Below are 22,634 nucleotides of genomic sequence, written 5' to 3'. Positions count from 1 at the left end.
GCCTCGGCGGGGTTTCGGCTGTTCGACGTAGCTACTTGAACGACGCCGACTTGAAGAACTGCACCTCGCCGCCGAGCACGCCAGAGACCGCGCTGCACGCTGCCTGTTGCTTAGCTTGGACCAGTCCGTCGCACGAGACGAACCAGTTCGACCCCTGAACCAGGTATAGGGCCAGTGCGGCACTGTTAGTCGTGACCATAGACGTCTCCAGGTACAGCCGCTTCTGGAAGACGGAGGGGTCCGCCGAGTAGTAGATGGAGAGACTCTTCATCGCGTCGCCATCCACATTGCACCGCTGAGACTGAGCGCCAGGGGCTGCAATCATGTCCTGAACGCAGTTGACGCCTCCTGCTTGCAGCGCGACCAAAATCGCCTGCGACCCGCTGAACGTCTGCGCGCTTACCTTGGCCGCCGTAGCAGTCGCCTCAGTCGTCGTCGACGTGCTGCCGGTCGTCGCCTTCTCGCCCCCGCCGCATCCTGTCAGGACCATCGATCCCACTGCCAAGCCGACCCCGGCCCGCTTCCATCCATGCATCTGTGCCTCCTTCTAGACCAGGCAGATCATGCCCGACTTGCCGGACAATCCGGCTGGAATCGAATACTAAACCGTTTGGCCGTGGACCGATTGGCTCTGGTCCGTCTGGCCGCAACCCGCTGTAGTGGATGCCGCTATGAGTCCAGCTGCCGAACCGACGCCGCCCACGCCCGCCGTGGTGGAGTTCGGCCGACGGTTGCGCGCTCGACGCGAGGAACTCGGACTCTCGCAGGAAGCCGCCGCCGCGAAGGCGGGGGTGCACTGGAGCTACTACGCCCGCGCCGAGCGCGGGCAGCGGAGTAGCCGCATCGACTCCATCCTCAAGCTCGCGCACGGCCTTGACACATCGCCGGGAGCGTTACTTGACGGGCTTCCTCTCGAAACCAGGGAGCTACCGTAGCTCCACAATTTGGGCCCGTACTCCACGGCGGCACAGTCGCTTCGGTGAGGGCGTCACTTGCGTGCGTTCTTTCGTGAGCGGTAGTCCCGTTGTCGGCACGCCGATGAGCAGTATCGCCGGTCTGATCGACCTTCCATAGGCGACCCGCAACCGCGACAACAACTCGCAGCGGAGGGCGTGGGCCGGTCTCGGTTGCGGTAGTAGGACCAACGACACGTCGATGAACAGGTCGCGACCTTGAGGAACGAGTCTTCGCCGGCCAGAAACTGCCGCGCACATGTCACGCACTCGTGAAGCGTGAGCGCTCCGGGTGACACGGGCGTCGCCACGGTGCGCCCGCTCGGCGACTCGATCCCAATCTCACCTGAGCCCTCGAGGCTGCCCAATGTCGCACACGATCGACACACCAGCTCCCAGCGTCTCGACATCACGTCGAGCCGCCTGCGCGACCGGTACACCACGACGTGGGTCCGGACCCCTGGCGGCTCGATCGGGCCGCGGCAGACCGGGCAGGAGAATATTTTTTCGGCACCCACAGGCTCGACGTTACACCTAGCGCACACGTCGGTTGACTTCTCCGGCGCGCACCCCTGCACGCACACAGAAAGAAAATCGGGCAGCGGGGCTATTGGCGGGCGGCAATTACCCCCTAGTGTGGTCGAAATAAATCGGACAAAGCAATCATGGATGAAACCTGTTGCGCTGGACTATCTCTGCGCAAATTGGTGGTTGCGCGCCGGGCTGCAGCTGTGCTTATAGTGGGCCAGCGCAACGCAAACAATGGGGCAACGGCAGTACGCCAGTCCATTTGTTTCAAGACGCGAATGGCAAAACAAACGCTGCGCAATATCCAATTCGAGAGGTTACTGACATGAGTAAGGCGACCGCCACCCCTGCTCGTCCGACCGAGACGGTCGGCCCCATCACCCTGAACGAGATGCCGACGATCCGCGGACGCGACGGCGCGGTCGAGTTCATCAACGACGTGTTCAACGTCCCGGTGACGAAGACCCGCATGAGGTCCGCGATCGAGGGGCGCGAGCTCCCGGTGTTCAAGATCAGCGGCTGCAACTACTTCAGCGAGCGCGACCTGTACCTGTGGGTCAAGAGCCTGGCTCGCCCCGCCGTTCAGCGCGGGGGTGCCGCATGAGCGGGCCGATCCCCGATCCGGGCTGGAAGCCCGAGTTTGAGCAGTTCCCGGCGCTGTCCGACCGTGAGTACACCGACCCGTCATTGCGCGCGACCTCGAACTCCACGTGCGACCAGTACCTGACGGTCATGGAGCACAGCGAGAGCCCGCTGAGGGACAAGAGCCGTGACGTTCGGTACTCGCAGGGCGCTACGCGCTACCTCCGGTCGGTCGCGAGGGCGGTCGAGCGTGCCCGTGCTGGCGAGCTTCACTCCGAAGGGATGCCGTGGGGCTACCTCGAGACGAACTGCGGGCGGGAACGGATGCCGATGCACGGCGGATACGTACCGACCGAGGAGGAGAAGCGCAGGGTCACGCTTCGTAACGCCGCCGACCGCGGCGAGCGCGAAAAGGTAGTCCGCGACGCCGAGACCTATCCCACTGCGGTCGCGGTCGCAGAGCACGGCGGTAGCCCGGTACCGACGGTGATTCTCGCGGGCGGTCACGAGGGCAACTATGAGTTCCTGGTCGTCCCCGGATACTGGACCGCCTACCGCCTCTGCCAGTACATCGCGAAGCACGTCACGGTCCGCGAGTGCGCGTTCTGTCGGGTGACGCGGTGCGGGTCGCGCGGACTGGACGACTTCATGATCGTCGATTCGGGCGGGACGACCTACCTGTTGCCGAGCTGCCAGTCATGCCACTGGTCGGTCTACAGCGAGGCGCAGGCTATGGCCGACCAAGGCGTGCCAGTTCGCACGGACTGGATCGCCGGCCGATCCGACACCTGGCCCGCGTCCGTCGGTTGGCCTGATCAGGGGTTCTGGTGATGAGCGCCGTCGAGATCGCCGCCCTGGCCTGGCTGGCCGGATGGGCGGTGTACGCGGCCGTCAAGGTTGATGCCGCGCTGCGGCCTGGCGTCGTCCGGGTCGGATGCAACGGTGCGGCTGGCAGTAGCGGGCGCACGGTGTGCATCTCAACGCTGGGCGTCGGCCTGGAGGCGCTGTGCGTCTGCTCGAAACGAACGGACGACCCCGAGAACGCTGTCCTCGAGGCCGTCCCGACCGATTTCCACACGGCGAGCAAGAGCTCTCGGGTCAGCTGAGCTGACCCTCCATATCCGTTGTAGGGCAACGGATACCACAACCTGAAGGCTGCATCTTGAAGCATACAAGCAACTCCGATCTGGACGGTATTCCGTTGCCGTCATACAGATGCGGCGACAACTCTGTCGGTCTCTACGAAGTGCTGCTCGTGCTCGGGCACGAGGACGACGCCGTGGTCAGCGTCTGCACCCAGGAGCCAGACCACACGACGCCCTTTCGAGGACGGACGATGCGTGTCGAGCTCCTGGGACAAGGGTGGTCGCCGCCCGACGACGTCAACGTGTGGTTCTCGCCCAACCCGCTGACCCTGGAGCCTGGCATCTCACGCAAGGGTGGCGAGGCGGACGTCTCGCGGGGGCTCGCCCTGTACGTGGACCTGGACGTCGTAATCCCCGGCGTGAAGGACAAGGGGTTGGCGTCGCTGGCGGAGTGCGAGCAGGTGATCGAAAAGCTCGCCGCGGCGCTCGGCTGTGCGCCTGCCGTGGTGATCGAGAGCGGGCATGGCCTGCAACCGATATGGCGCGTCCGAGATGCGCCGACCATCACCGACGGAGCGGTGGCCTGGAAGACGATCAGTGCGCGATGGGCAGCCCTGGTGCGGCAGGTCGCCGCAGAGATCAACCCCGACGGGCACGTGGACTCGGTGTTCAACATCGACCGCGTGCTCCGGTGCCCTGGGTCGACCAACTGGAAGGTCCCTGACGAGCCGGTGCCTGCGCGGTGCTCGGTGAATGCAGAGGCCGGGTGGCTCGAAGTCGCGGAACTCGGAGCCATCCTGCCGGAAGCGCCCGTAGCGTCTCCCGTCCATGCGAAGGGCACCCCTGCGGAGGGCTGCGCGGTACTCGACGGCTTCCGTAGCGGCGCGATGAGCGCGACGGTCGCCGCGAAGGTCCGCGAGGTGGAGGCCGCGATCGAGGACGGCGCTGACCGCCACTCAACCATGAACTCCGCGACGCTCGGCCTTGTCCGGCTCGGCGCGAAGGGCGAACCCGGCGTGCGCACCGCGCTGATCACCGTGGAAGCGCTATTCGAAGCGGTGGGTGACTCCCCAGGGCACGATTCCGGCGAGTTCCAACGGTCTCTGACCAGCGCGCTGCGCGTCGTCGCCGGCGATCCCGACTACGTCGCGTTGGACTTCTACAGCGGCGGTGCGTTCGAGCTAGACGGTATCTGGGGGCCGAGGTCGGGGTGGGTCGCCAACGAGGACGGCACCCGGTCCCGGGCTGTGTTGAAGCCGAACACCGACGGCTCGGCCGGGGATGCCGGTCGGCGCTTCACTGAGTCGCTGGCCGATGTGACGCCGAAGAAGGTGGACTGGCTGTGGTGGCCCTGGATTCCGCGCGGCAAGTTGACGATGTTCGAGGGCGAGCCGGACGTGGGCAAATCGACGATGACCCTCACGTGGGCGGCGCTGGTCACTCGCGGCGGTCCGTGGCCGACGACGATGGTCGGTGAGCGTGAAACCCGCAACGAGAAGGGGTTGAACGAACCGGCGTCGGTGGTGTTGGTCGGCGTGGAAGACGACCTGGCTGACACCGTCGTGCCGCGGTTGCTCGCCGCCGGTGCCGACATGCAGCGGGTGGCGACGCTCGCACGCCCGCGCGACGAAAACGGACGGCCCGTCCCCTTCCTGATCCCGGACGATGTTGACCGCTTGAAGAAGGCGATCGAAGAGGTCGATGCGGCGCTGGTCATTGTTGATCCGATCACCGCGTTCATGTCGGATGCCGTGAGGCCGGGAAGCGACACGGCAAACCGTAAGGCGCTGATGGAGATCGCCGATGTAGCCGAGCAGACCGGCACAGCGGTGGTGCTGGTGCGGCACCTGAACAAGGCCACCGGCATGAGCGCTAAGCATCGTGGCGGGGGCTCCATCGCGTTTACGGCTCTGGCGCGGTCGTCGCTGTTGGCGGCGAAGCTCCCACCCAGCGACGAACGTCAGAACACGGATGCCACTCACGGGCTGGCGTCAATCAAGGGGAACTTGTCGCGGACACCCTCGGCCCTTGGGTATCGCCTGACATCCAGTCCTCACGACGCCGACTCGCCGGTCGTGGCATGGGCCGGGGTGCTCGACGAGGACGCCGATCAGCTGGTCGGTGCCGACGGCGCCAAGCCGGACGCACGTAAGGCGGCACCGTCAAGAGACGAGGCCGCACGAATGTTGAAGGAACTCCTCGCTGGTGGGCCGATGGACGCGAAGGAGGTTCGCCGGATGGTCAGCGCGGAGACCGGATGCAGCGAGAAGACGGTGGCGAACGCCGCGAGCAAGCTACTGATCGTCAAGACGCCGATCCGTGGCGAAAGCGGCAAGGTCGACCGATGGACGTGGGGACTGCCGCCGAACACGTTCAAGGCACGGGGGTAGCCACATGCCCCGCGTTTGTACCTGTGGCAACCGGTGGCTTCTGGGGGCATCTGGGCACCTGGCTACCTGGCACCAGAAGCCCCCAGATACCCCCATAACCCCCTAGAAGCAAAGGTGGGTATTTCCCCGCGCGCAATAGGGGTATGTGGCGCTACCAGCTCGGAATAGCCCACACAGAAACAGAATTCAGTTGAAAGGACAGATGATGACCGAGAACAACTACGACGATGTCGAACGCGAGGCGGTCGACGATCAGGACGCGGGTGGCCTGGAGCCATCGAAGGTGGCAGACCTGGAAGACGTATTCGACACCGCATGGCAGGACGGCCGACGACCAGAACGGCAGTGCACCGCGCATCGCACCAACGGCGACCCGTGCCGCAGAGCCGCTATCAACGGCGGAACCGTGTGCGCCACGCACGGAGGCCGCTCGCCGCAGGTGAAGGCGAAGGCCCGCGTCCGCCTGGAGATGGCCGCCGACCGCATGGCGAAGGAGCTCCTGAAGATCGCTGTCAGCGACGACGCCCCGGACAACGTGAAGCTGGCCGCGATCAAGGACGCGCTCGACCGCGCTGGCCTCAGCCCGAAGACCGCCGTGGAGGTCTCCGTGGACCCGAAGCCGTTCGAGCAGTTGCTATCTGGCATGGCAACGCTCACGGGCGGTAGCCGTGCGGCCTCCCGCGGGGAGCGTGGCGTGGCCGAGGACCAGGACGCCGACACCGCGTGGATCACGGAAGAGCTCGCAGCGTCCAACGTGATCGACGTCGAGGTCGAGGACCCCGAGCCACGTCCGCGGCCCAGCGAGGAGCCGGCGACACCGAAGCCGCGCGACACGGGACTGATGGACATGGAGACGGCCCTCGCGCAGCTCCGTGCCACCACGCCGCCGCCCGCGCCCACCGGCAAGCGCCGGGGCCGCACCGGGTAGCGGCAAGGGGCTATCGCGGTGGCCTGGCTGCCCCGCTGCCAGCTTGGCGGGGCGGCCTGGCCCGCGGGTGTGGGGCGCGTGGCGTCAGCGCTTACAACGACGTTGAGCGATACGCGAATCAATCGACAGCACACAGATATTCGTCAATAGTGATGCACCTCACAGTGCGGTAACGTGGGGTGCATGGGGTGCAGGCAGGGCCGCGCCCCCTGAACCACACAGCAAGGGAGACAACGGATGAGAGTCATCGGATACGTCAGGGTCAGTACGCAGAATCAAGGGGTCAGCGGTCTCGGTCTTGAAGCGCAGCGCGATTCACTCGCACAGTGGTGTGCGGCTCGCGGTCACGAACTACTCACGGTCACGACGGACGTGGTCAGCGGCGCGAAGAACGACGCGATGTTCGGCCGTGAGGTCGCCGTCGCCGCAGTGGAAAGCGGAGTGGCGCAAGGGCTACTCGTCCGCGCCCTGGACCGTGTCACCCGCGACCAGCTGGACGCCGCGAAGATCATGAAGCGAGCCAACGACTACGGATGGCGACTCCTGGACTGCGAGGGCGCCGACAGCGGCGACCCGAGCCAGCGTCTCGTAGCGGATGTGCGCCTGGCTGTGGCCGCAGAGGAACGCCGCAAGATCGGCACCCGTACCCGCGAAGCCCTGGACCAGAAGCGCAGCAAGGGCGACCCCGGCCTGATCAGCGTCTCGGCTCAGCGGCGCATCCAGGTGCTCGCCGCGCAGGGCCTCGGCGCTAAGGCCATCGCCAGCACGCTCACCAACGAGGGAATCCCCACCGCCAAGGGCGGCAGCGAATGGAGCTACAGCTCGGTCAGGCGAGCCCTGGCCCGCATCGAACGAAAGGCAGCCTGACGTGGCTTGGATCAAGACGCGGGATACCGCCACGCGACATCGCGGCAAGCCCGTGAAGGCGTACGTCGTCATCTGGAAGGAGACCGAGCGAGACGACTACGGCCTGCCGATCCCGGTGGACCCCGCGAAGCCGAACGGTCGCAAGAAGACGGCCAACCGGCAGGAGACGTTCCCGACGAGAGAGCTGGCCGAGGCTCGTCGTGACGAGCTGAACGCCGCCCGCCACACCAACGGCACCTCCGCGCTCGCGGATCAGAAGGTCGCCGGCGATCTACCGTTCGGGCACTACGCCCAGGCGTGGATCGAGAGTCAGGCGCTGAAGGTGGCGCAGGGCCGACTGAAGCAGCGCACCCTCGACGACTACGAGAAGGTGCTGCGGCGCTACGCGCTGGATCACTTCGGAGGCAGGGCGGTCGCGAGCATCACGCCGCGAGACTGCGAGCTTTTCCTCGCGGGTCTGGTTGGGCAGCAGTCGCGGCAGAATGGGGGAGAGCCGATCAAGCCCGCGACCGTGAAGCACGCGTGGGGCACGTTCCGTCGAGTGATGCGGTACGCACTCCAGCAAGGCGCGCTGACGGCGAACCCATGCGACCGGGTGGACTTTGCGACCAATCGCGCCACGGGCGACCACGACAAGTTCGAGCATCACCCGCTGACGGCGGCGCAGGTCGCCAAGCTGAGCGCGGCCGTCGGAGGAGAGTTGGACGGTAAGCCGTCGGCGGAGCTTCCGGCGTACCCGGTGTATGCGCTGATGGTGGACTTCCTCGCGTACAGCGGTCTCCGCAGCGCCGAGAACGCCGGTCTAGAGGTGGGGGATCTCCTGTTCACTACCCGCCCTGGCAGCGACTCCACACCGACGGTTCAGTGCGCGGTCCGGGTGCAGCGGACCAAGGAGCGTAAGGGCGGCGCGTGGACCACCAGCACCCCCAAGAGCCGGAAGTCTCGCCGCTCGGTGCCGCTGCCAGGCTGGCTCGCAGAGCGGATGCACGCCTACCTACGGAACGTTCATCCTCGCGCTGACGAGCCGACTGCGCCGTTGTGGCCGAGCCGGAAGAACGGCGGAGGGCATCGTGCGGCGGGGGAGCGGTACGCGGTGCCGTTGGACTGGTCTCAGCCATTGGCGATGGGCACCTTCTACGACACGATCCTTAAGCCCGCGCTGCTCGCGGTAGGACTGCCAGCGAGCCAGCCCGCTAAGCCCGCGACGAAAACCCGGCCCGCTGAACCAGCGCACCAAGGAGTCCGTCTGCACGATCTGCGCCACACCTTCGCCACCATGCAGCTGATGGCCGGGGTGCACTTCATGCAGGTGTCCAAGTGGCTAGGTCACGGCACGTTCACCTTGACCCTGGACACCTACGGCGACTGGATCCCCGAAGAAGACGGCGGCGCGCTCAACAACCTGCCCGCGCCGGTTTCGATAGCCCAATTGGCAGAGGCAGCGGACCTCGCCCCGGTTATTCAACTATTCGGCCCTTAGATTGTGAGGGGCTGATCGAATGAATGTTCGTTGCCGTCCTCTGTCCAGCGGAAGGTGACCGTCAACTGAGGAGGGATGTCGCCGACAAGTAGGGCAACCCATTCAAGGGGAGAGTCGGGTGGTAGGTCGAAAGGCTCCGTAGTTGGGCGCCTGACCCACGATTCCAACTCGCCGAGGTCCACTGTAAGTCCCTCAGCGGTCACGGTGTCGGATAGATTTTCTAGCACGAGGCGATTTCTGGTTTTAAATTTTGCAGCGCCGGATCGTCTGTCGATTCCGTCCTGTTCGCGCCACGACCGGATCTTGGCGCGAGGCTTCGCGTGTTCACCTTTTCGTTTGACCGACGGTGTTCCGAGTCCCATTTTGGAGATGTCGGATTCCACTGCGTCGCGCACCTTGTAGGCGAGGTCGTTCAGGTCGGCGTAGACGCCGAGCAGCCCCTTGTCCTCCAACTCGTCTCGGAACTTCTTCAGGCGCCCCAACTCTTTGAGGTCCGTGTGTCGGTCGATCGGCTCGTCCGAAAACCAAACATGAACGGGCTTGCCCGCACCGTCCGCCCGCTCAATCTCTTCCGCGGTCCCCGATACTGCGGTGTCGGTGGCTTGGCCGAGCCGAGAATCAAACAACACAATGACGATGTCTGCATCGTCGAGGAGTTGCGAATTGATGACGCTCTGACCTCCGGAACTACTGAGCGTTGGCACCGCGTCAGTCTTCCAGAAGCGGGGTAGTAGAACCGTTTCGGCGTTCTCGGACCGCGACCCGTTCCAGCCGTACAGTGCGTCCTTGACGGCCTGAACCTCGTCTGTGGTGTCGCCTGGCGACGAGATCATCACTTTGAGTACGTGTGCGTCGAATCCCATGCGCAGATCGTCGCATGCGGCACCGACAAGCTCGATCCTTTTTGCGAGATACCACCCCGGCTCACGCATGTTGGGTAGCACGGGGGTAGCGCGGCCGGGGTGGTAGTACCTAGGTGAGCCGGGAAAACCTGGCCTGCCTGCGGTGATGCAGTGCCCCCAGTCGGACTCGAACCGACACTGTGCGGATTTTAAGTCCGCTGCCTCTGCCAATTGGGCTATGGGGGCGCGAGGGAAGCGTAGCGTGCGGCGCACCGTCGGATCCGTCAACATGCGTTGACAAGGCGGAAGTGTCAACGTAAATTGACGGGTGTGAGCTCACCACCCACCCTCGTCGGATCGGCGGCGTCGGAGGACCCCGCGGAGGGGCTCCGCGCCGTCGTCGCACTGCGGAAGCTGGCCGACCAACTCGAGGCGGTCCAGGTGTCCAACGCCAGGAATCTCGGCTGGTCCTGGCAGGACATCGCGGAACATCTCGCGGTCAGCCGCCAGGCGGTGCACAAGAAGTACGGCAAGTAAGCCGGGAACAGGACTGCTGTGTTCGAACGGTTCACCAAGAGTGCCCGCGTCGCGGTCGTACTCGCCCAGGAGGAGGCGCGCGACAGCGGCGCCGACAAGATCACTCCCACCCACTTGCTGCTCGGTGTGCTCGGCACCGTCGACGGTCCACTGCAGCGCGAGCTGACCGACGTCGGCCTCACGCCCGAGGCGGTGCGCGCCTCCGCCGCGGGCCGCGTGCTCACCGACCAGGACGCCGAGGCACTGCGCGGCATCGGGATCGACGTGGGCGCCGTCGCGGACGCCGTCGAGAAGCGCTTCGGTTTCGACATCCTGCGGCCCATCCGCAAGAAGTTCCGCGCCGGTCACATCCCCTTCGATCCCGCCTCGAAGAAGACGCTGCAACTCGCGGTGCGCGAGGCGGCGCACCGAAAGGACCGCACGATCGACGGCGCCCACATGGTTCTCGGTGTGCTGCGCAGCGACGATGCCGACGCGCTCGCGGCCGTCGAGTCCGTGGTGCCGCGCGACGAGCTGCGCCAGCGGCTGTACAGCCTGTTGGACCGGCCTGCGGCGTAAGCCACCTGCACTCCCGCCGGGACACGGTTAAGCTGTTCGTAAAGAATTGTCGCAAGAATCGGGAACGCAACCGCCGACTCGAGCGTTGAACAGTACGTACAGGTGCACGACCAGGGAAAGGACCCCACGGTGCGCGAAAGCAGCAACCCGATCTTCCGCGGGCTGACCAAGGAGACCCGCCAGCAGGCGCCCGCCGGCTATCAGCAGGGCTACCCGCAGCAGGGCTACGGTCAGCAGCAGGGATACCCGCAGGGCATGAACCTGGGGATGGGTGCCGCAGGCGCCGCCCAGGGCATGCAGTTCCAGCAGTACCAGCAGCCGCCGCAGGCCCCGTACCAGCAGGGCACGGGCTCCGGCACGATGACGATCGACGACGTGGTCACCAAGACCGCGGCGACGCTCGGCGTGCTCATTGCGTTCGCGGTCGCGGCCTATGCGCTGATTGCAGGAGGCATCGTATCCGCGATGCCGCTCATGCTCGTCGGCGCTATCGGCGGCTTCATCCTGGTGATGATCGCGAGCTTCGGCCGCAAGCAGGACAACCCCGCCATCGTGCTGTCGTACGCGGCGCTCGAAGGTCTGTTCGTCGGCTCGATCTCCTTCGTGTTCGCGGCCATCACGGTCTCGCAGGGCGGCCCCAGCGCCGGTGCCCTCATCGGCCAGGCTGTACTTGCCTCCATCGGCGTGTTCATCGGCATGCTCGTGGTCTACAAGACCGGCGCGATCCGCGTGACCCCGCGCTTCACCCGCATGCTGTTCGCGGCCATGATCGGCGTGCTGGTGCTGGCTCTCGGCAACATGGTCATTGCTATGGTCACCGGCGGCGAGTCGAACCCGCTGCGCGGCGGCGGCACCATCGCGATCATCTTCTCGCTGGTGTGCATCGCGATCGCGGCGTTCAGCTTCCTGCTGGACTTCGACCAGGCGGATCAGCTGATCCGCGCCGGCGCACCGTCGAAGGCGGCGTGGGGCGTGGCCCTGGGCCTGACCGTCACGCTGGTCTGGCTGTACGTCGAGATCCTGCGCCTGCTGAGCTACTTCTACAGCAGCGACTAGTCACTACCCGCGCGAACGCCCCGCAGCCCTGGGCTGCGGGGCGTTCGGCGTGTCCGGGCCGCGTCAGCCCCGGCGCAGGGCGCGCCCCAACCGCGCCGTCAGCCGGTTCGCGTCGGCGGCCTCCGAGACCTCCGGCGGAGAGGGGAGCGGGCCGTGCCACTCGCCGAGCGCGGCGAGCACCTCGGGGAGCAGCAGCCGCGCCGCCAGCTCGTAGCCCGCTGCCGACGGGTGGAAGTTGTCCGGCGAGAACATGCGCTCCGGCGCATCGAGGAACTCGGGGGTCAAGGTGTCGGCGAAGGGCACGGGATGCCCGCCCGCAGCCAGCACGTGCGCCCGCTGCCGCGCCGCGAGCTGCAGCCCGTACCGCCGAATCACCGACCGCAGGGGCTGCGGGATCGCCTGCACCACCCCGATGTCCGGGCAGGTGCCCACCACGACCTCGGCGCCCGCGCCGCGCAACTGGGCGACCGCCGCCCCGAGCCGGCGCGCCGACGGCTCGATCGAGTTCAGCGCCGTCACGTCGTTCGCGCCGACGATGATGACGGCTACATCGGGGATCTGCTTCGCGATGAACGCCGCCTCGATCTGCCCGGCCAAGCCCTTCGACGTCGCGCCCACGATCGCCTTCACCGCGAGCCGCACCGTACGGCCCGTCTCCGCCACGACGCCCCGCGCGAGGAGCACGCCGGGGGTGTGCTCGGCATCGTCGACCCCGAGGCCCGCGGCCGTGGAGTCGCCGAAGACCATGAGGCTCACGTCGGCGGAGACGTGCGGCCCCGGCCGTTCGACGACGGTGGTGCCGGGCGAGTAGATGCCGTCCTTCGACGGCGCCATGTCGGTGCGGTGGGGAATGACGGTGCGCGCGGTGCGCGCCTGCTTGGTGAGCAGGGCGTAGGCGCCCCAGGTGGCTCCGGCGCCGCTGACGGCGGCCGCCGAGGTGTACAGCGCGTCACGGGCGAGCCGGCTTCGGGAGTACCCCATGCTCACCAATCTAGACGTCCTGCCGTGGACCGGGCGTGAGGCGTACCGGGCGCTCTGGGACGATGGAGGCATGCGTATCGCAGGACACGTCAGCGAGTTGATCGGCGACACCCCACTGGTGCGACTGAACTCCGTGGTGAAGCCCGGGTCGGGCCTGGTCGCGGCGAAGATCGAGTACCTCAACCCCGGCGGGTCCAGTAAGGACCGGATCGCGGTGAAGATGATCGACGCCGCGGAGGCATCGGGTGAGCTCCAGCCCGGCGGCACCATCGTCGAGCCGACCTCCGGCAACACCGGCGTGGGCCTCGCGATCGTCGCGCAGCAGCGCGGCTACAAATGCGTCTTCGTGTGCCCGGACAAGGTCAGCGAGGACAAGCGCAACGTCCTCAAGGCCTACGGCGCCGAGGTCGTCGTGTGCCCGACCGCCGTCGCGCCGGAGCACCCCGACTCGTACTACAACGTCTCCGACCGCCTGACGCGCGACATCCCGGGCGCCTGGAAGCCGAACCAGTACTCCAACCCCAACGGTCCCGCCTCGCACTACGAGACCACCGGCCCGGAGATCTGGCGCGACACCGAGGGCAAGATCACCCACTTCGTGGCGGGCGTCGGCACGGGCGGCACCATCACCGGCACCGGCCGCTACCTCAAGGAGATCTCCGGCGGCACGGTCAAGATCGTCGGCGCCGACCCCGAGGGCTCGGTCTACTCCGGCGGCACCGGCCGGCCCTACCTCGTCGAGGGCGTGGGCGAGGACTTCTGGCCCACCGCCTACGACCCCGACGTCCCCGACGAGATCATCGCCGTCTCCGACGCCGACTCCTTCGAGATGACCCGGCGCCTCGCCCGCGAGGAGGGCCTCCTCGTAGGCGGTTCGTGCGGCATGGCCGTCGTCGCCGCGCTGCGCGTCGCCGAGCGCGACCCCGACGCGGTCGTCGTCGTGCTGCTGCCCGACGGTGGCCGCGGCTACCTGTCGAAGATCTTCAACGACAAGTGGATGTCGAGCTACGGCTTCCTGCGCGCGCCCCTCGACCCCAACGAGCAGGAGGCCCTCGTCGGAGACATCCTGCGCGGCAAGAAGGGCGAGCTGCCCGACCTGGTGCACACGCACCCGTCGGAGACCATCCGCGACGCCATCGAGATCCTCGCGGAGTACAACGTCTCGCAGATGCCCGTCGTCGGCGCCGAGCCCCCGATCATGGCCGGCGAGGTCGCGGGTGCCGTCACCGAGCGGGAGCTGCTCTCCGCGGTCTTCGAGGGCCGCGCGAACCTCGCCGACCCGGTGAGCAAGCACATGGGCCCCGCGTTCCCGCTCATCGGTGCGGGCCAGCCGATCTCGGCCGCCAACACCGCGCTGCGCGAGTCCGACGCCCTCATGGTGATCGACGACGGCAAGCCCGTCGGCGTGATCACCCGGCACGACGTGCTGAACTTCCTCTCCCACGGCAAGTAGAAAGGGCCAGCGACATGAGCGAGCAGAAGAGCGCGATCGACAAGCACGCGGCGCAGGGCTTCTCGACCCGCGCGATCCACGCCGGCTACGAGCCCGACCCGCTGACCGGCGCCGTCAACGTCCCGATCTACGCCAGCTCCACCTTCGCCCAGGACGGCGTCGGCGGCATGCGCGGCGGCTTCGAGTACGCCCGCACCGGCAACCCCACCCGGCGCGCGTACGAGGCGAACCTCGCCGCGATCGAGGAGGGCACCTTCGGCCGGGGCTTCGCCTCCGGCATGGCGGCCACCGACACGCTGCTGCGCGCCACCCTGCGCCCGGGCGATCACCTGGTGATCCCCGACGACGCCTACGGCGGCACCTTCCGCCTCATCGACAAGGTGTTCTCGCAGTGGGGGATCGAGCACACGCCCGCCGCCGTCAACGACGTCGACGCCGTGCGCGCCGCGATCCGCCCGAACACCAAGCTGGTGTGGATCGAGACGCCGACCAACCCGCTGCTCAACATCGGCGACATCGAGGCCCTCGCCGAGGTGGCCCATGCCGGCGGCGCGAAGCTGGTGGTGGACAACACGTTCGCCAGTCCGTACCTGCAGACGCCGCTCACGCTCGGCGCCGACGTGGTGCTGCACTCGGTGACCAAGTACCTCGGCGGGCACAGTGACACCGTCGGCGGCGCGCTGGTGACCAACGACGAGCAGCTCGACACCGATTTCGCCTTCCTGCAGAACGGCGCGGGCGCGGTGCCCGGCCCGTTCGACGTCTACCTCGCGCTGCGCGGCATCAAGACGCTCGGCGTCCGCATGGACCGGCACTGCGACAACGCGGAGAAGATCGTCGAGTTCCTCTCCGGCCGTCCCGAGGTGTCGACGGTGCTGTACCCGGGCCTGGAGAGCCACCCGAACCACGCGGTCGCGGCCAAGCAGATGAAGCGCTTCGGCGGCATGATCTCCGTGCGCCTCGCCGGCGGCCGCGAGGCCGCGCAGCGGTTCTGCGCCCGGACCGAGGTCTTCACCCTCGCGGAGTCGCTCGGCGGCATCGAGTCGCTGATCGAGCACCCCGCCGCGATGACCCACGCCTCCACCGCCGGCTCGCAGCTCGAGGTCCCCGAGGACCTGGTGCGGCTGTCCGTCGGCATCGAGGACATCGGCGACCTCATCGCCGATCTGGAGAACGCGTTCAGCTGACCCCGCAGTACCCGCGTCGACGTCGGCGCCGTACCAGCTCAGCCGTGACCGGACCGCGCTCGTCGTGCTCGTCGACGGGCACCGGGTCGGACAGGGGGCGCCAACAGTGCGCCTGAGACGGGCGCGGCCGCATCTTTCGAGGCGTTCTGCGAGCTCCGAGGCGGGATCCGGCGCAGAAACCTACGAGAAATGTCCGATCGGCGACCGCATGGGAGGCGGCCGGCAGTAACGACTCGGTCACCATCTGAACCTTCGACTTCCCCTTTAAGGTTCGTGGGACTAAAGTGGCGCTTGTTGTAGAAAGTGACACAAGTGGCTGGAGTGTGTTCGTGAGGCCGAAGCAGAGCCGGAAGGTCCGCAATTTCGCGGTGGCGGGGAGCGTCCTCGTGATCGCCGCTGCCGTCGCGGTCGGATGCGGCGTCACCGGCGGCGACCCGAGCCGTCTCGGTTCGAGTCTCACGTTCGACCCGCTGCCGTCGGCCCCGTCGGGCGCCTCCGCGACGCCGGGCGCCGGCATCAATCCGGGGGCTCCGCCCTCCGGGCAGACGACCGCTCCGCCGTCGCCGCAGCCGCCCGCCACGATGACCGTCGTGGTGCCGCCGCCGAGTGCGCCGGCGAAGCCGCAGCCGACGGTCGCCGGGCCCACCGCGGCCGCGGTACCTCCCGCGCCCACCGCGCCCGCGGGCGGCGACGCGGCGAACCGGGGCGAGGGGGCACCGTCGGGCGAGGGCGGCGGCACCTCGGCGCCCGCGCCCGCCCCGCAGGCGGCGGCGAAACCGGTCACCAAGCCCGTGTACCTGCCCGACGGCAGCGTCGACTGCGCGCGGAGCAAGTGCATCGCACTCACCTTCTCCGGCGGCCCCGGCCCCGTGACCCGGCAGTTCCTGCAGATCCTCGACAGTCACGGTGCCAAGGGCACGTTCTTCGTGACGGGCGCGCAGGTGAACCTCAACCCCGACATCATGACCGCGATCGCGGGCACCGGGAACGAGGTCGCCAACGGCACCTGGACCCAGCCGGACATGACGACGCTCTCGGACACCGACACCACCGCGCAGCTGCAGCAGACCAACGACGCGATCCGCGCGTCCGTGGGCAGCGCGCCGACGCTGTTCCGGCCGATGGGCGGCCACACCTCCCCGGCGGTCGTGGACGCGGGGAAGCGGCTGGGCCTGACCCAGATCCTGTGGGACCTGGACTCGATGGACTACAACTACCAGGCCAACCCCGACGGGCTGACCCAGGTGCTGCTCAAAGCGAAGCCGGGGCAGATCGTGATGCTGCACGACACGTTCTCCGCTTCGGCGACGGCGATGGACCGCATGATGACGCAGCTCGGCGACCAGGGCTACGCCTTCGTCACGGTCAGCCAGCTGCTGCGCAGCCGCGCCGGCTGACCGGGCTCCACCGGCCGACCGACCGCCGGCCGCGGAACGCGAAATGCGGCCCGCCCCTCTCGAAGGGGCGGGCCGCATTCTCGTGGTGCGGGGAGCCTACGAGTGGTAGGGCTCCGCGCTGACCAGCGTGACCTTGACGACGGCACCGCTCGGGATGGTGTACTCGCGCGTCTCGCCGACCTTGGCGTCGATGAGCGCGGCACCGAGCGGCGAACTCGGGGAGTACACCTCGAGGTTGCCGTCCTGCGCGCCCTCCTCGCGTGTGGCGATGAGGAAGGTCTCGGTGTCCTTCTCGTCACCGTCGTAGTACACCTTCACGACCGAGCCCGGCAGCGCCACACCCGACTGGGTGGGGGCCTCGCCGACCTTGGCGTTGTTGAGGAGTTCCTGCAGCTGGCGGATGCGCGCCTCCTGCTGGCCCTGCTCCTCGCGTGCAGCGTGGTAACCGCCGTTCTCCTTGAGATCGCCCTCTTCGCGGCGCTCGTTGATCTCGGCGGCGATGACGGGGCGGTTGGCGATCAGCGCGTCCAACTCGTTCTTGAGGCGCTCGTGGGACTCGGGGGTCAACCACGTCACCTGAGTGTCCGTCATTTCTTCGTCCTTCGTCGTAGTCGGCACGGCCTGCTGTGGGACTCGCCATCCCGCAGCCGACCGGCCCCGGAACGGCGCCCGGGGCCCGTAAATGCAGCAATACACGGCTCCATGCGGAACCGTGTATCCGCTGATTCTAGCATGGGAAACGGAAACGGGTATTCGGTTCAGGCGGCCTGCAGTGCCTGCTGGTAGGTGGGCTCGCGCCGCTTGAGGTAGCCGCACAGCGCGTAGCTGAGCGGCATGATGACGATCTCGACCAGCGTCTTCCACACGAAACCGAGGATCAGGTAGTTGAGGAACTGGCCGGGGCTGGTGAAGCCCAGCGCGGGCGCGGCGATGGAGCAGAACACCAGGGTGTCGAAGAACTCCCCGACCACGGTGGACCCGAGCAGGCGCGACCAGAGGTGCTTCTCGCCGGTCCACGCCTTCATCCGCACCAGGACCCAGGAGTTCATGAACTCGCCCACGAGATAACCCGCGAGGCCGGCGATGAGGAAGCGCGGCACCACCCCGGCGACGGTCCTGAAGGCCTCGTCGTTGGGCCAGCCCGGCGCGGGCGGCAGCAGCGTGGTCACCCAGAAGCACAGCGCGGCCAGGGCGAGGATCGCGAAGCCGGTGAGGATCACGCGGCGCATGGCGCGGAAGCCGTAGACCTCGGAGATCACGTCGCCGAGGACGTAAGCGAGGGGGAAGAGGTAGAAGGCGCCGTCGGTGGCGATGCCGTCGACCTGCAGGCCGAGGAACTCGAAGTGCAGCGACGGGGCGAACAACACGGCCTTGGTGCCCGTGATGTTGCTGATGATCATGACGCCGACGAAGAGGCCGACGAGCATGGGGAAGTAGTAGCTGGAGACCGTGGCGAACGCCGGCCGCACGCGGACGCGGGCCGGCTGCCCAGACTTCGGGGTGGGGGAGTTGTCAGTGCTCACGCACGGTCAAGATACGCGGGCACGTTCGTGCCGCAACCGAAGACATCGCCCACGGCGGGCGGTTCGGTGGTGCGCACCTCGCTGGTGACCACGATGACGGGGTCCGCCGACGGGGCGACGTAGAACTCGCGCCGGCCGATTTCGTCGCCCGCCTTGTTCTTGGCGTAGACGATGCAGCTGACGGCCTGCTGCGGGTCGGTGCGGGTGACGGTGACCTGCACGTCCACCGCCGAATCGGACAGCACCTCGTAGCCCGCGGTCTCGCCGGTGACCGGCTGCCGCGAGAACTTCTGGTAGCCGATCCATGCGAGCCCGACACCGAGGAACACGACCACGACCAGCCCGATGACGCCGATCCGGCGCGCGCGGGCGGGATCGCGCTCGTCGGGATAGCGATCGGAGGGGCGCACGGGGGCGGTCGACATGCCTCCATGGAAGCACACCCGGCTCGGCGTGCCCTCGGCCGATCGTGGAACACTGGGGGTCATGACCGGATACCGCCTCCTCGCCGTTCACGCGCACCCGGACGACGAGTCGAGCAAGGGCGCCGCCACGATGGCGCGGTACGCGGCCGAGGGGAACGACGTGCTGGTCGCGACGTTCACGGGCGGCGAACGGGGCGACATCCTGAACCCCGCGATGGACGTCGCGGGCGTCAAGGACCGCCTGCCCGAGGTGCGTCGTGAGGAGATGGCCAAGGCCGCCGCGATCCTGGGTGTCGAGCACCGCTGGCTCGGGTTCGTCGACTCGGGCCTGCCCGAGGGCGACCCGTTGCCCCCGCTCCCGGAGGGCTGCTTCGCGCTGGAGCCGGTCGAGGTGCCGACGGAGACGCTGGTGCGGCTCATCCGCGAGTTCCGCCCGCACGTGATGATCACGTACGACGAGAACGGCGGCTACCCGCACCCGGACCACATCATGACCCACACCGTCTCGATGGCGGCGTACGAGGCCGCGGCCGATCCCGAGCAGTTCCCCGACGCCGGCGAGCCCTGGCAGATCTCGAAGGTCTACTACAGCCACGGCTTCCTCCGCGGCAAGTTCCAGGCCTTCGCCGACGAGTTCGAGAAGCACGGCCTCGAGAACCCCTACACCGAGTGGCTCGCCCGGTGGAAGGATGAGAAGAACGACATGATGGCGCGCGTGACCACGCAGGTCGAGTGCGGCGAGTACTTCCCCGTCCGCGACGACGCACTGCGTGCGCACGCGACCCAGATCGACCCCAACGGCCCCTTCTTCGCGGTGCCGATGGAGTGGCAGCAGCGACTGTGGCCGACCGAGGAGTACGAGTTGGCGAAGACCACTGTGAGCAGCAGGATGCCCGAGAAGGACCTGTTCAGCGGGATCGAGAAGTGATGGGACCGCTGCTACAGCTCGCGAGCGACGTGGCGATCCTCGCCCAGGACCCGCAGAAACCCAAGGGGCCCGAGTTCGGCAAGTCGGGGCCGCTCGGCCTGGCCGTCATCGTCGTGCTCCTGGCCGTCACCTTCCTGCTCATCCGCTCCATGAACAAGCACGTCCGCAACCTCCCCGAGTCCTTCGAGGACGAGGCGCCCGGCGAGGGCGACGAGGCCGGCGGCACCGACCACGCCGGGATCGAGGCCGACGGTGCCTCGCTGACGAAGGGCGACGGCGCACCGTCGGGCGGATCCGACGGTGACGGGGGCGACGGGCCCCGGTAGGGCCTCACAGCGACCTCCCAGGCTTACGGCCGGGGTCGCCCAGTTCCGCCCGCGAGGGTGGGATCCGTGACGTACCTGACTCCGCGGCGCTGCGCCGTGACCGCACTGCTCGCCGCCACGGCGCTGCTGTACTGCTGGAACCTGTCGATCAGCGGCTACGGCAACGACTTCTATGCCGCCGCGGCGCAGGCCGGCGGGCTGAGCTGGAAGGCCTGGCTGTTCGGCTCGCTCGACCCGGGAAACGTGATCACCGTCGACAAGCCGCCCGCGGCGCTGTGGGTGACCGGCCTGTCCGTCCGTGTGTTCGGCCTCTCCTCGTGGTCGATCCTGCTGCCGCAGGCGCTGATGGGGGTCGGGACCGTCGGACTGGTCTACGTGACCACGCGCCGGCTCCTCGGCTCGTTGGCGGGCCGGACCGCGACGGGTGGCGCGCTGCTGGCCGGTGCCGTGTGCGCGCTGACGCCCGCGGCCGTTCTCATCTTCCGGTTCAACAACCCCGACGCCCTGCTGGTGCTGCTCATGACCGCCGCCGCCTACTGCACGGTGCGGGCGTGCCAGGCGGCCTCGTGGCGGTGGCTCGTCGCGTGCGGCGCGCTGCTCGGCCTCGCCTTCCTCACCAAGATGCTGCAGGGCCTGCTCGTGCTCCCCGGCTTCGGCCTCGCGTATCTCCTGTTCGCGCCGACCACCTGGCTGCGGCGGGCGCGGGACCTCGCGCTGGGCGTCGTGGCCGTGGTCGCCTCGGCCGGCTGGTACGTGCTGCTGACGGTGCTGTGGCCCGCGTCCTCGCGCCCGTACATCGGCGGCTCGAAGGACGGCACGTTCATGGACCTCGTGCTCGGCTACAACGGCCTCGCACGCATCGTCGGGAACGGCGGCGGCGACTCCGGCTTCGGCGGCGGTGGCGGGCCGGGCGGGAGCGGCGCGACGGGCACCTCGTTCGGCGGCACTCCGAGTCCGGCGCGCCTGTTCAGCAACGAGTTCGGCAACGAGATCTCCTGGCTGCTGCCCGCGGCGCTGCTGGTCCTGCTGATCGGTCTCGCCCTGGTGGCACGCCGCCGCCTCGAACGCGACCTCGCGCTGGGACTCACGGTGTTCGGCACGTGGCTCGCGGTGACCGGGGTGGTGTTCTCGTTCATGAGCGGCACCGTGCACCCGTACTACACCGTGGCCCTGGCGCCGGCGATCGCGGTGCTCGTGGGCGGCGGCGCGGCCGTCGCGTGGAGTCGCAGGTCGACGGTGCCCGGCACGCTCGCGCTGGTCGCGCTCGTGCTCGCCGCCGGCGGCTGGGGCATCGTCCGCGCCTGGCGGGCGGGATACGCCTGGCCGGCCCTGGGCATCGTCGTGGGAGTCCTGATGGCGGTGGCGGTCGTCGCGCTCATCGTGACCCGTCGCGGCACCGGCCGGGCGGTGGCCGCCGCGGTGGTGCTCGCGCTGCTCGCGGGCGGCGTCGCGACGGCGGCGTTCTCCGTCTCGACGGCCGGCACTGCGCACAGCGGCGGCGTGCCCACCGCCGTGAAGACCGCGAAATCCGGCGACATGGTCGGCGGCGGGCCCGGTGGTGGGCGCGACGGGAGGGCACCGTCGGGCGGCGGGGCGAAGGTTGAGTTGCCGGCGGGCGTCGAGCTGCCCGACGGTGCGCGCGGCGCCGCCGGGCGGCCGGACGAGAAGGCGAACGCCGAGCTGGTTTCGCTGCTCAAGGGCACCACCACCCAGTGGGCGGCGGCGGTGAACGGTGCGCAGAGCCAGGGCTCGCTACAGCTGAACTCCGGAAGGCCCGTGATCGCCATCGGCGGGTTCAGCGGCTCCGACCCCGCGCCCACGCTCGCGCAGTTCCAGCAGTGGGTGAGGGACGGGAAGGTCTCGTACTACGTCGCCTCCGGCGGCTTCCGCCCCGGCGGCGGTAAGTCCGAGATCCAGAGCTGGGTGGAGCAGAACTTCACCGCCACCAAGGTCGGAAGCGCGACGGTCTACAAGCTGGTGGCGTAGTCATGGCTCACGCATCGAAGGGCGGGAGTCGGAATGTCGCGCCAACCTGCTCGCGGCGAAGGCGGGAGAGGACCGATGGTCAGGCCCCGCCGTCGCGGACGTCCGTTCCCTGCTCGGCGAAGGCCTTGAAGTCCTCCATGTGCTGCAGCTGCTGCTTGCGGAAGGCGCCGGGCATCAGGAGCGCCATCAGCCGCATCAGCGGATTGCGGAAGCGGTACTCGTTCTCGCTCTCCCACCGCGTCCGGTCCGGGGCGGCCGCCGAGAGCCGCTCGCGCGCGGCGTTCCACATACCCGCGCCCTCGATCTCCCGCTCGAACCGCACGACGGTGCCCTCGGGGAGCGTGCGCAGGTCCGCCGGCTCGCGGAGGGTGACCGTCTCGGTGACTTCCATCGTCCGCTTCCCCGACCGGAGCACCACGCGCGAGACGGTGCCGACCTCACCGTGCTCACCGCGCACCGGCTCGTGGACCACCATGCCCCGCAGCCACATCGGCAGCTGCGCCGGGTCGGCGAGCAGCTGTGCGACGCGGTCGAGCGGCAGGGCGATCTCGATGGAGGTCGTGCACTTCATGACGCCGACGCTAGTCGCCGCTCGTCGGCCACGCGCCGTGTCGGTGGTCTG

At 68.3% G+C, this 22,634-nt stretch carries 24 protein-coding genes and 1 tRNA gene; 17 read left to right on the top strand and 8 right to left on the bottom strand.

Annotated elements, in window-relative coordinates; genetic code table 11:
• Positions 1 to 31: 31 nt before the first annotated feature.
• Complete coding sequence (locus tag ELY19_RS02420; protein WP_126194777.1) at positions 32 to 535, bottom strand: hypothetical protein; 504 nt, start codon at positions 533 to 535, stop codon at positions 32 to 34.
• Positions 536 to 671: 136 nt separating this feature from the next.
• On the opposite strand from ELY19_RS02420, the gene ELY19_RS02415 reads away from it, so the two are divergent.
• The 8 genes from ELY19_RS02415 (at position 672) to ELY19_RS02380 (ending at position 8,813) form a co-directional block, all read left to right on the top strand.
• Positions 672 to 935: a helix-turn-helix domain-containing protein gene (locus tag ELY19_RS02415; RefSeq protein WP_126194776.1), complete on the top strand. Its 264-nt coding sequence runs from the start codon at positions 672 to 674 to the stop codon at positions 933 to 935.
• Between the two features lie 871 nt (positions 936 to 1,806).
• Entirely contained in the window at positions 1,807 to 2,085 is a 279-nt protein-coding gene (locus tag ELY19_RS02410; RefSeq protein ID WP_126194775.1) for a hypothetical protein, read from the top strand.
• Positions 2,082 to 2,894 (top strand): hypothetical protein, encoded by an 813-nt coding sequence (locus ELY19_RS02405; RefSeq protein ID WP_126194774.1) that lies wholly within the window; start codon positions 2,082 to 2,084, stop codon positions 2,892 to 2,894. The genes ELY19_RS02410 and ELY19_RS02405 overlap by 4 nt, the downstream gene beginning before the upstream one ends.
• Complete coding sequence (locus ELY19_RS02400; RefSeq protein WP_126194773.1) at positions 2,894 to 3,169, top strand: hypothetical protein; 276 nt, start codon at positions 2,894 to 2,896, stop codon at positions 3,167 to 3,169. Before ELY19_RS02405 ends, ELY19_RS02400 begins: the two co-directional genes overlap by 1 nt.
• A 140-nt stretch (positions 3,170 to 3,309) precedes the next feature.
• A complete protein-coding gene (locus ELY19_RS02395) occupies positions 3,310 to 5,538 on the top strand; it encodes an AAA family ATPase (protein ID WP_227967132.1) in 2,229 nt (742 codons plus the stop codon).
• A 205-nt stretch (positions 5,539 to 5,743) separates the two neighbouring features.
• Positions 5,744 to 6,466 carry a putative phage terminase small subunit gene (locus ELY19_RS02390; RefSeq protein WP_126194772.1) on the top strand — a complete coding sequence of 241 codons (723 nt, stop codon included), beginning with the start codon at positions 5,744 to 5,746 and terminating at the stop codon, positions 6,464 to 6,466.
• Between the two features lie 237 nt (positions 6,467 to 6,703).
• On the top strand, positions 6,704 to 7,333 hold the full coding sequence (locus tag ELY19_RS02385) for a recombinase family protein (protein ID WP_126194771.1): 630 nt from the start codon (positions 6,704 to 6,706) through the stop codon (positions 7,331 to 7,333).
• A gap of 1 nt (position 7,334) precedes the next feature.
• On the top strand, positions 7,335 to 8,813 hold the full coding sequence (locus ELY19_RS02380; RefSeq protein WP_126194770.1) for a tyrosine-type recombinase/integrase: 1,479 nt from the start codon (positions 7,335 to 7,337) through the stop codon (positions 8,811 to 8,813).
• Here ELY19_RS02380 and ELY19_RS02375 read toward each other — a convergent pair.
• Positions 8,810 to 9,676, bottom strand: coding sequence for a DUF4062 domain-containing protein (locus ELY19_RS02375; RefSeq protein ID WP_126194769.1), 867 nt, complete (start codon positions 9,674 to 9,676; stop codon positions 8,810 to 8,812). The two genes, ELY19_RS02380 and ELY19_RS02375, sit on opposite strands and share 4 nt — an antisense overlap.
• Before the next feature lie 151 nt (positions 9,677 to 9,827).
• A tRNA-Leu gene (locus tag ELY19_RS02370) sits at positions 9,828 to 9,901 on the bottom strand.
• 84 nt (positions 9,902 to 9,985) lie between these two features.
• Between ELY19_RS02370 and ELY19_RS02365 the strand changes: the two genes are divergently transcribed.
• From ELY19_RS02365 to ELY19_RS02355, 3 genes are all read left to right on the top strand, one after another.
• Complete coding sequence (locus tag ELY19_RS02365; RefSeq protein ID WP_068524404.1) at positions 9,986 to 10,192, top strand: RNA polymerase subunit sigma-70; 207 nt, start codon at positions 9,986 to 9,988, stop codon at positions 10,190 to 10,192.
• A gap of 18 nt (positions 10,193 to 10,210) precedes the next feature.
• Entirely contained in the window at positions 10,211 to 10,750 is a 540-nt protein-coding gene (locus ELY19_RS02360; RefSeq protein WP_126194768.1) for a Clp protease N-terminal domain-containing protein, read from the top strand.
• A 129-nt stretch (positions 10,751 to 10,879) separates the two neighbouring features.
• Entirely contained in the window at positions 10,880 to 11,806 is a 927-nt protein-coding gene (locus tag ELY19_RS02355) for a Bax inhibitor-1/YccA family protein (RefSeq protein WP_126194767.1), read from the top strand.
• A 63-nt stretch (positions 11,807 to 11,869) separates the two neighbouring features.
• On the opposite strand, the gene ELY19_RS02350 is transcribed toward ELY19_RS02355, so the two are convergent.
• Positions 11,870 to 12,787: an SGNH/GDSL hydrolase family protein gene (locus ELY19_RS02350; RefSeq protein WP_126194766.1), complete on the bottom strand. Its 918-nt coding sequence runs from the start codon at positions 12,785 to 12,787 to the stop codon at positions 11,870 to 11,872.
• 70 nt (positions 12,788 to 12,857) lie between these two features.
• On the opposite strand from ELY19_RS02350, the gene ELY19_RS02345 reads away from it, so the two are divergent.
• From ELY19_RS02345 to ELY19_RS02335, 3 genes are all read left to right on the top strand, one after another.
• Entirely contained in the window at positions 12,858 to 14,240 is a 1,383-nt protein-coding gene (locus ELY19_RS02345) for a cystathionine beta-synthase (RefSeq protein ID WP_126194765.1), read from the top strand.
• Positions 14,241 to 14,254: 14 nt separating this feature from the next.
• Positions 14,255 to 15,427: a cystathionine gamma-synthase gene (locus tag ELY19_RS02340; RefSeq protein WP_126194764.1), complete on the top strand. Its 1,173-nt coding sequence runs from the start codon at positions 14,255 to 14,257 to the stop codon at positions 15,425 to 15,427.
• A gap of 329 nt (positions 15,428 to 15,756) precedes the next feature.
• Positions 15,757 to 16,824, top strand: a complete 1,068-nt coding sequence (locus ELY19_RS02335; RefSeq protein WP_126194763.1) for a polysaccharide deacetylase family protein — start codon at positions 15,757 to 15,759, stop codon at positions 16,822 to 16,824.
• Between the two features lie 96 nt (positions 16,825 to 16,920).
• Here the strand turns inward: ELY19_RS02335 and greA are convergent, their stop codons facing one another.
• The 3 genes from greA to ELY19_RS02320 all read right to left on the bottom strand — a co-directional run bounded on the left by greA (position 16,921) and on the right by ELY19_RS02320 (position 18,772).
• Entirely contained in the window at positions 16,921 to 17,415 is a 495-nt protein-coding gene (gene greA / locus ELY19_RS02330) for a transcription elongation factor GreA (protein WP_126194762.1), read from the bottom strand.
• Positions 17,416 to 17,582: 167 nt separating this feature from the next.
• Positions 17,583 to 18,347, bottom strand: coding sequence for a queuosine precursor transporter (locus ELY19_RS02325; RefSeq protein ID WP_227967131.1), 765 nt, complete (start codon positions 18,345 to 18,347; stop codon positions 17,583 to 17,585).
• Positions 18,344 to 18,772: a DUF4307 domain-containing protein gene (locus tag ELY19_RS02320; RefSeq protein ID WP_126194761.1), complete on the bottom strand. Its 429-nt coding sequence runs from the start codon at positions 18,770 to 18,772 to the stop codon at positions 18,344 to 18,346. Before ELY19_RS02320 ends, ELY19_RS02325 begins: the two co-directional genes overlap by 4 nt.
• Positions 18,773 to 18,833: 61 nt before the next feature.
• On the opposite strand from ELY19_RS02320, the gene mca reads away from it, so the two are divergent.
• From mca to ELY19_RS02305, 3 genes are all read left to right on the top strand, one after another.
• Positions 18,834 to 19,700: a mycothiol conjugate amidase Mca gene (gene mca, locus ELY19_RS02315; RefSeq protein ID WP_126194760.1), complete on the top strand. Its 867-nt coding sequence runs from the start codon at positions 18,834 to 18,836 to the stop codon at positions 19,698 to 19,700.
• Positions 19,700 to 20,026, top strand: coding sequence for a hypothetical protein (locus tag ELY19_RS02310; RefSeq protein ID WP_126194759.1), 327 nt, complete (start codon positions 19,700 to 19,702; stop codon positions 20,024 to 20,026). The genes mca and ELY19_RS02310 overlap by 1 nt, the downstream gene beginning before the upstream one ends.
• A gap of 66 nt (positions 20,027 to 20,092) precedes the next feature.
• Complete coding sequence (locus ELY19_RS02305; RefSeq protein ID WP_126194758.1) at positions 20,093 to 22,012, top strand: ArnT family glycosyltransferase; 1,920 nt, start codon at positions 20,093 to 20,095, stop codon at positions 22,010 to 22,012.
• Between the two features lie 79 nt (positions 22,013 to 22,091).
• Here ELY19_RS02305 and ELY19_RS02300 read toward each other — a convergent pair whose 3' ends face one another.
• The gene (locus ELY19_RS02300; RefSeq protein WP_126194757.1) at positions 22,092 to 22,583 is read right to left on the bottom strand and encodes an SRPBCC family protein; all 492 of its coding nucleotides are present in this window, start codon (positions 22,581 to 22,583) and stop codon (positions 22,092 to 22,094) included.
• Positions 22,584 to 22,634: the final 51 nt, after the last annotated feature.

Origin of the sequence: Tsukamurella paurometabola, from assembly GCF_900631615.1 — a bacterium.
Taxonomy (GTDB): Bacteria; Actinomycetota; Actinomycetes; order Mycobacteriales; family Mycobacteriaceae; genus Tsukamurella; species Tsukamurella paurometabola_A.
The sequence above is the reverse complement of the archived record's forward strand: the minus strand, read 5'-3'. Positions and strand labels throughout refer to the sequence as shown.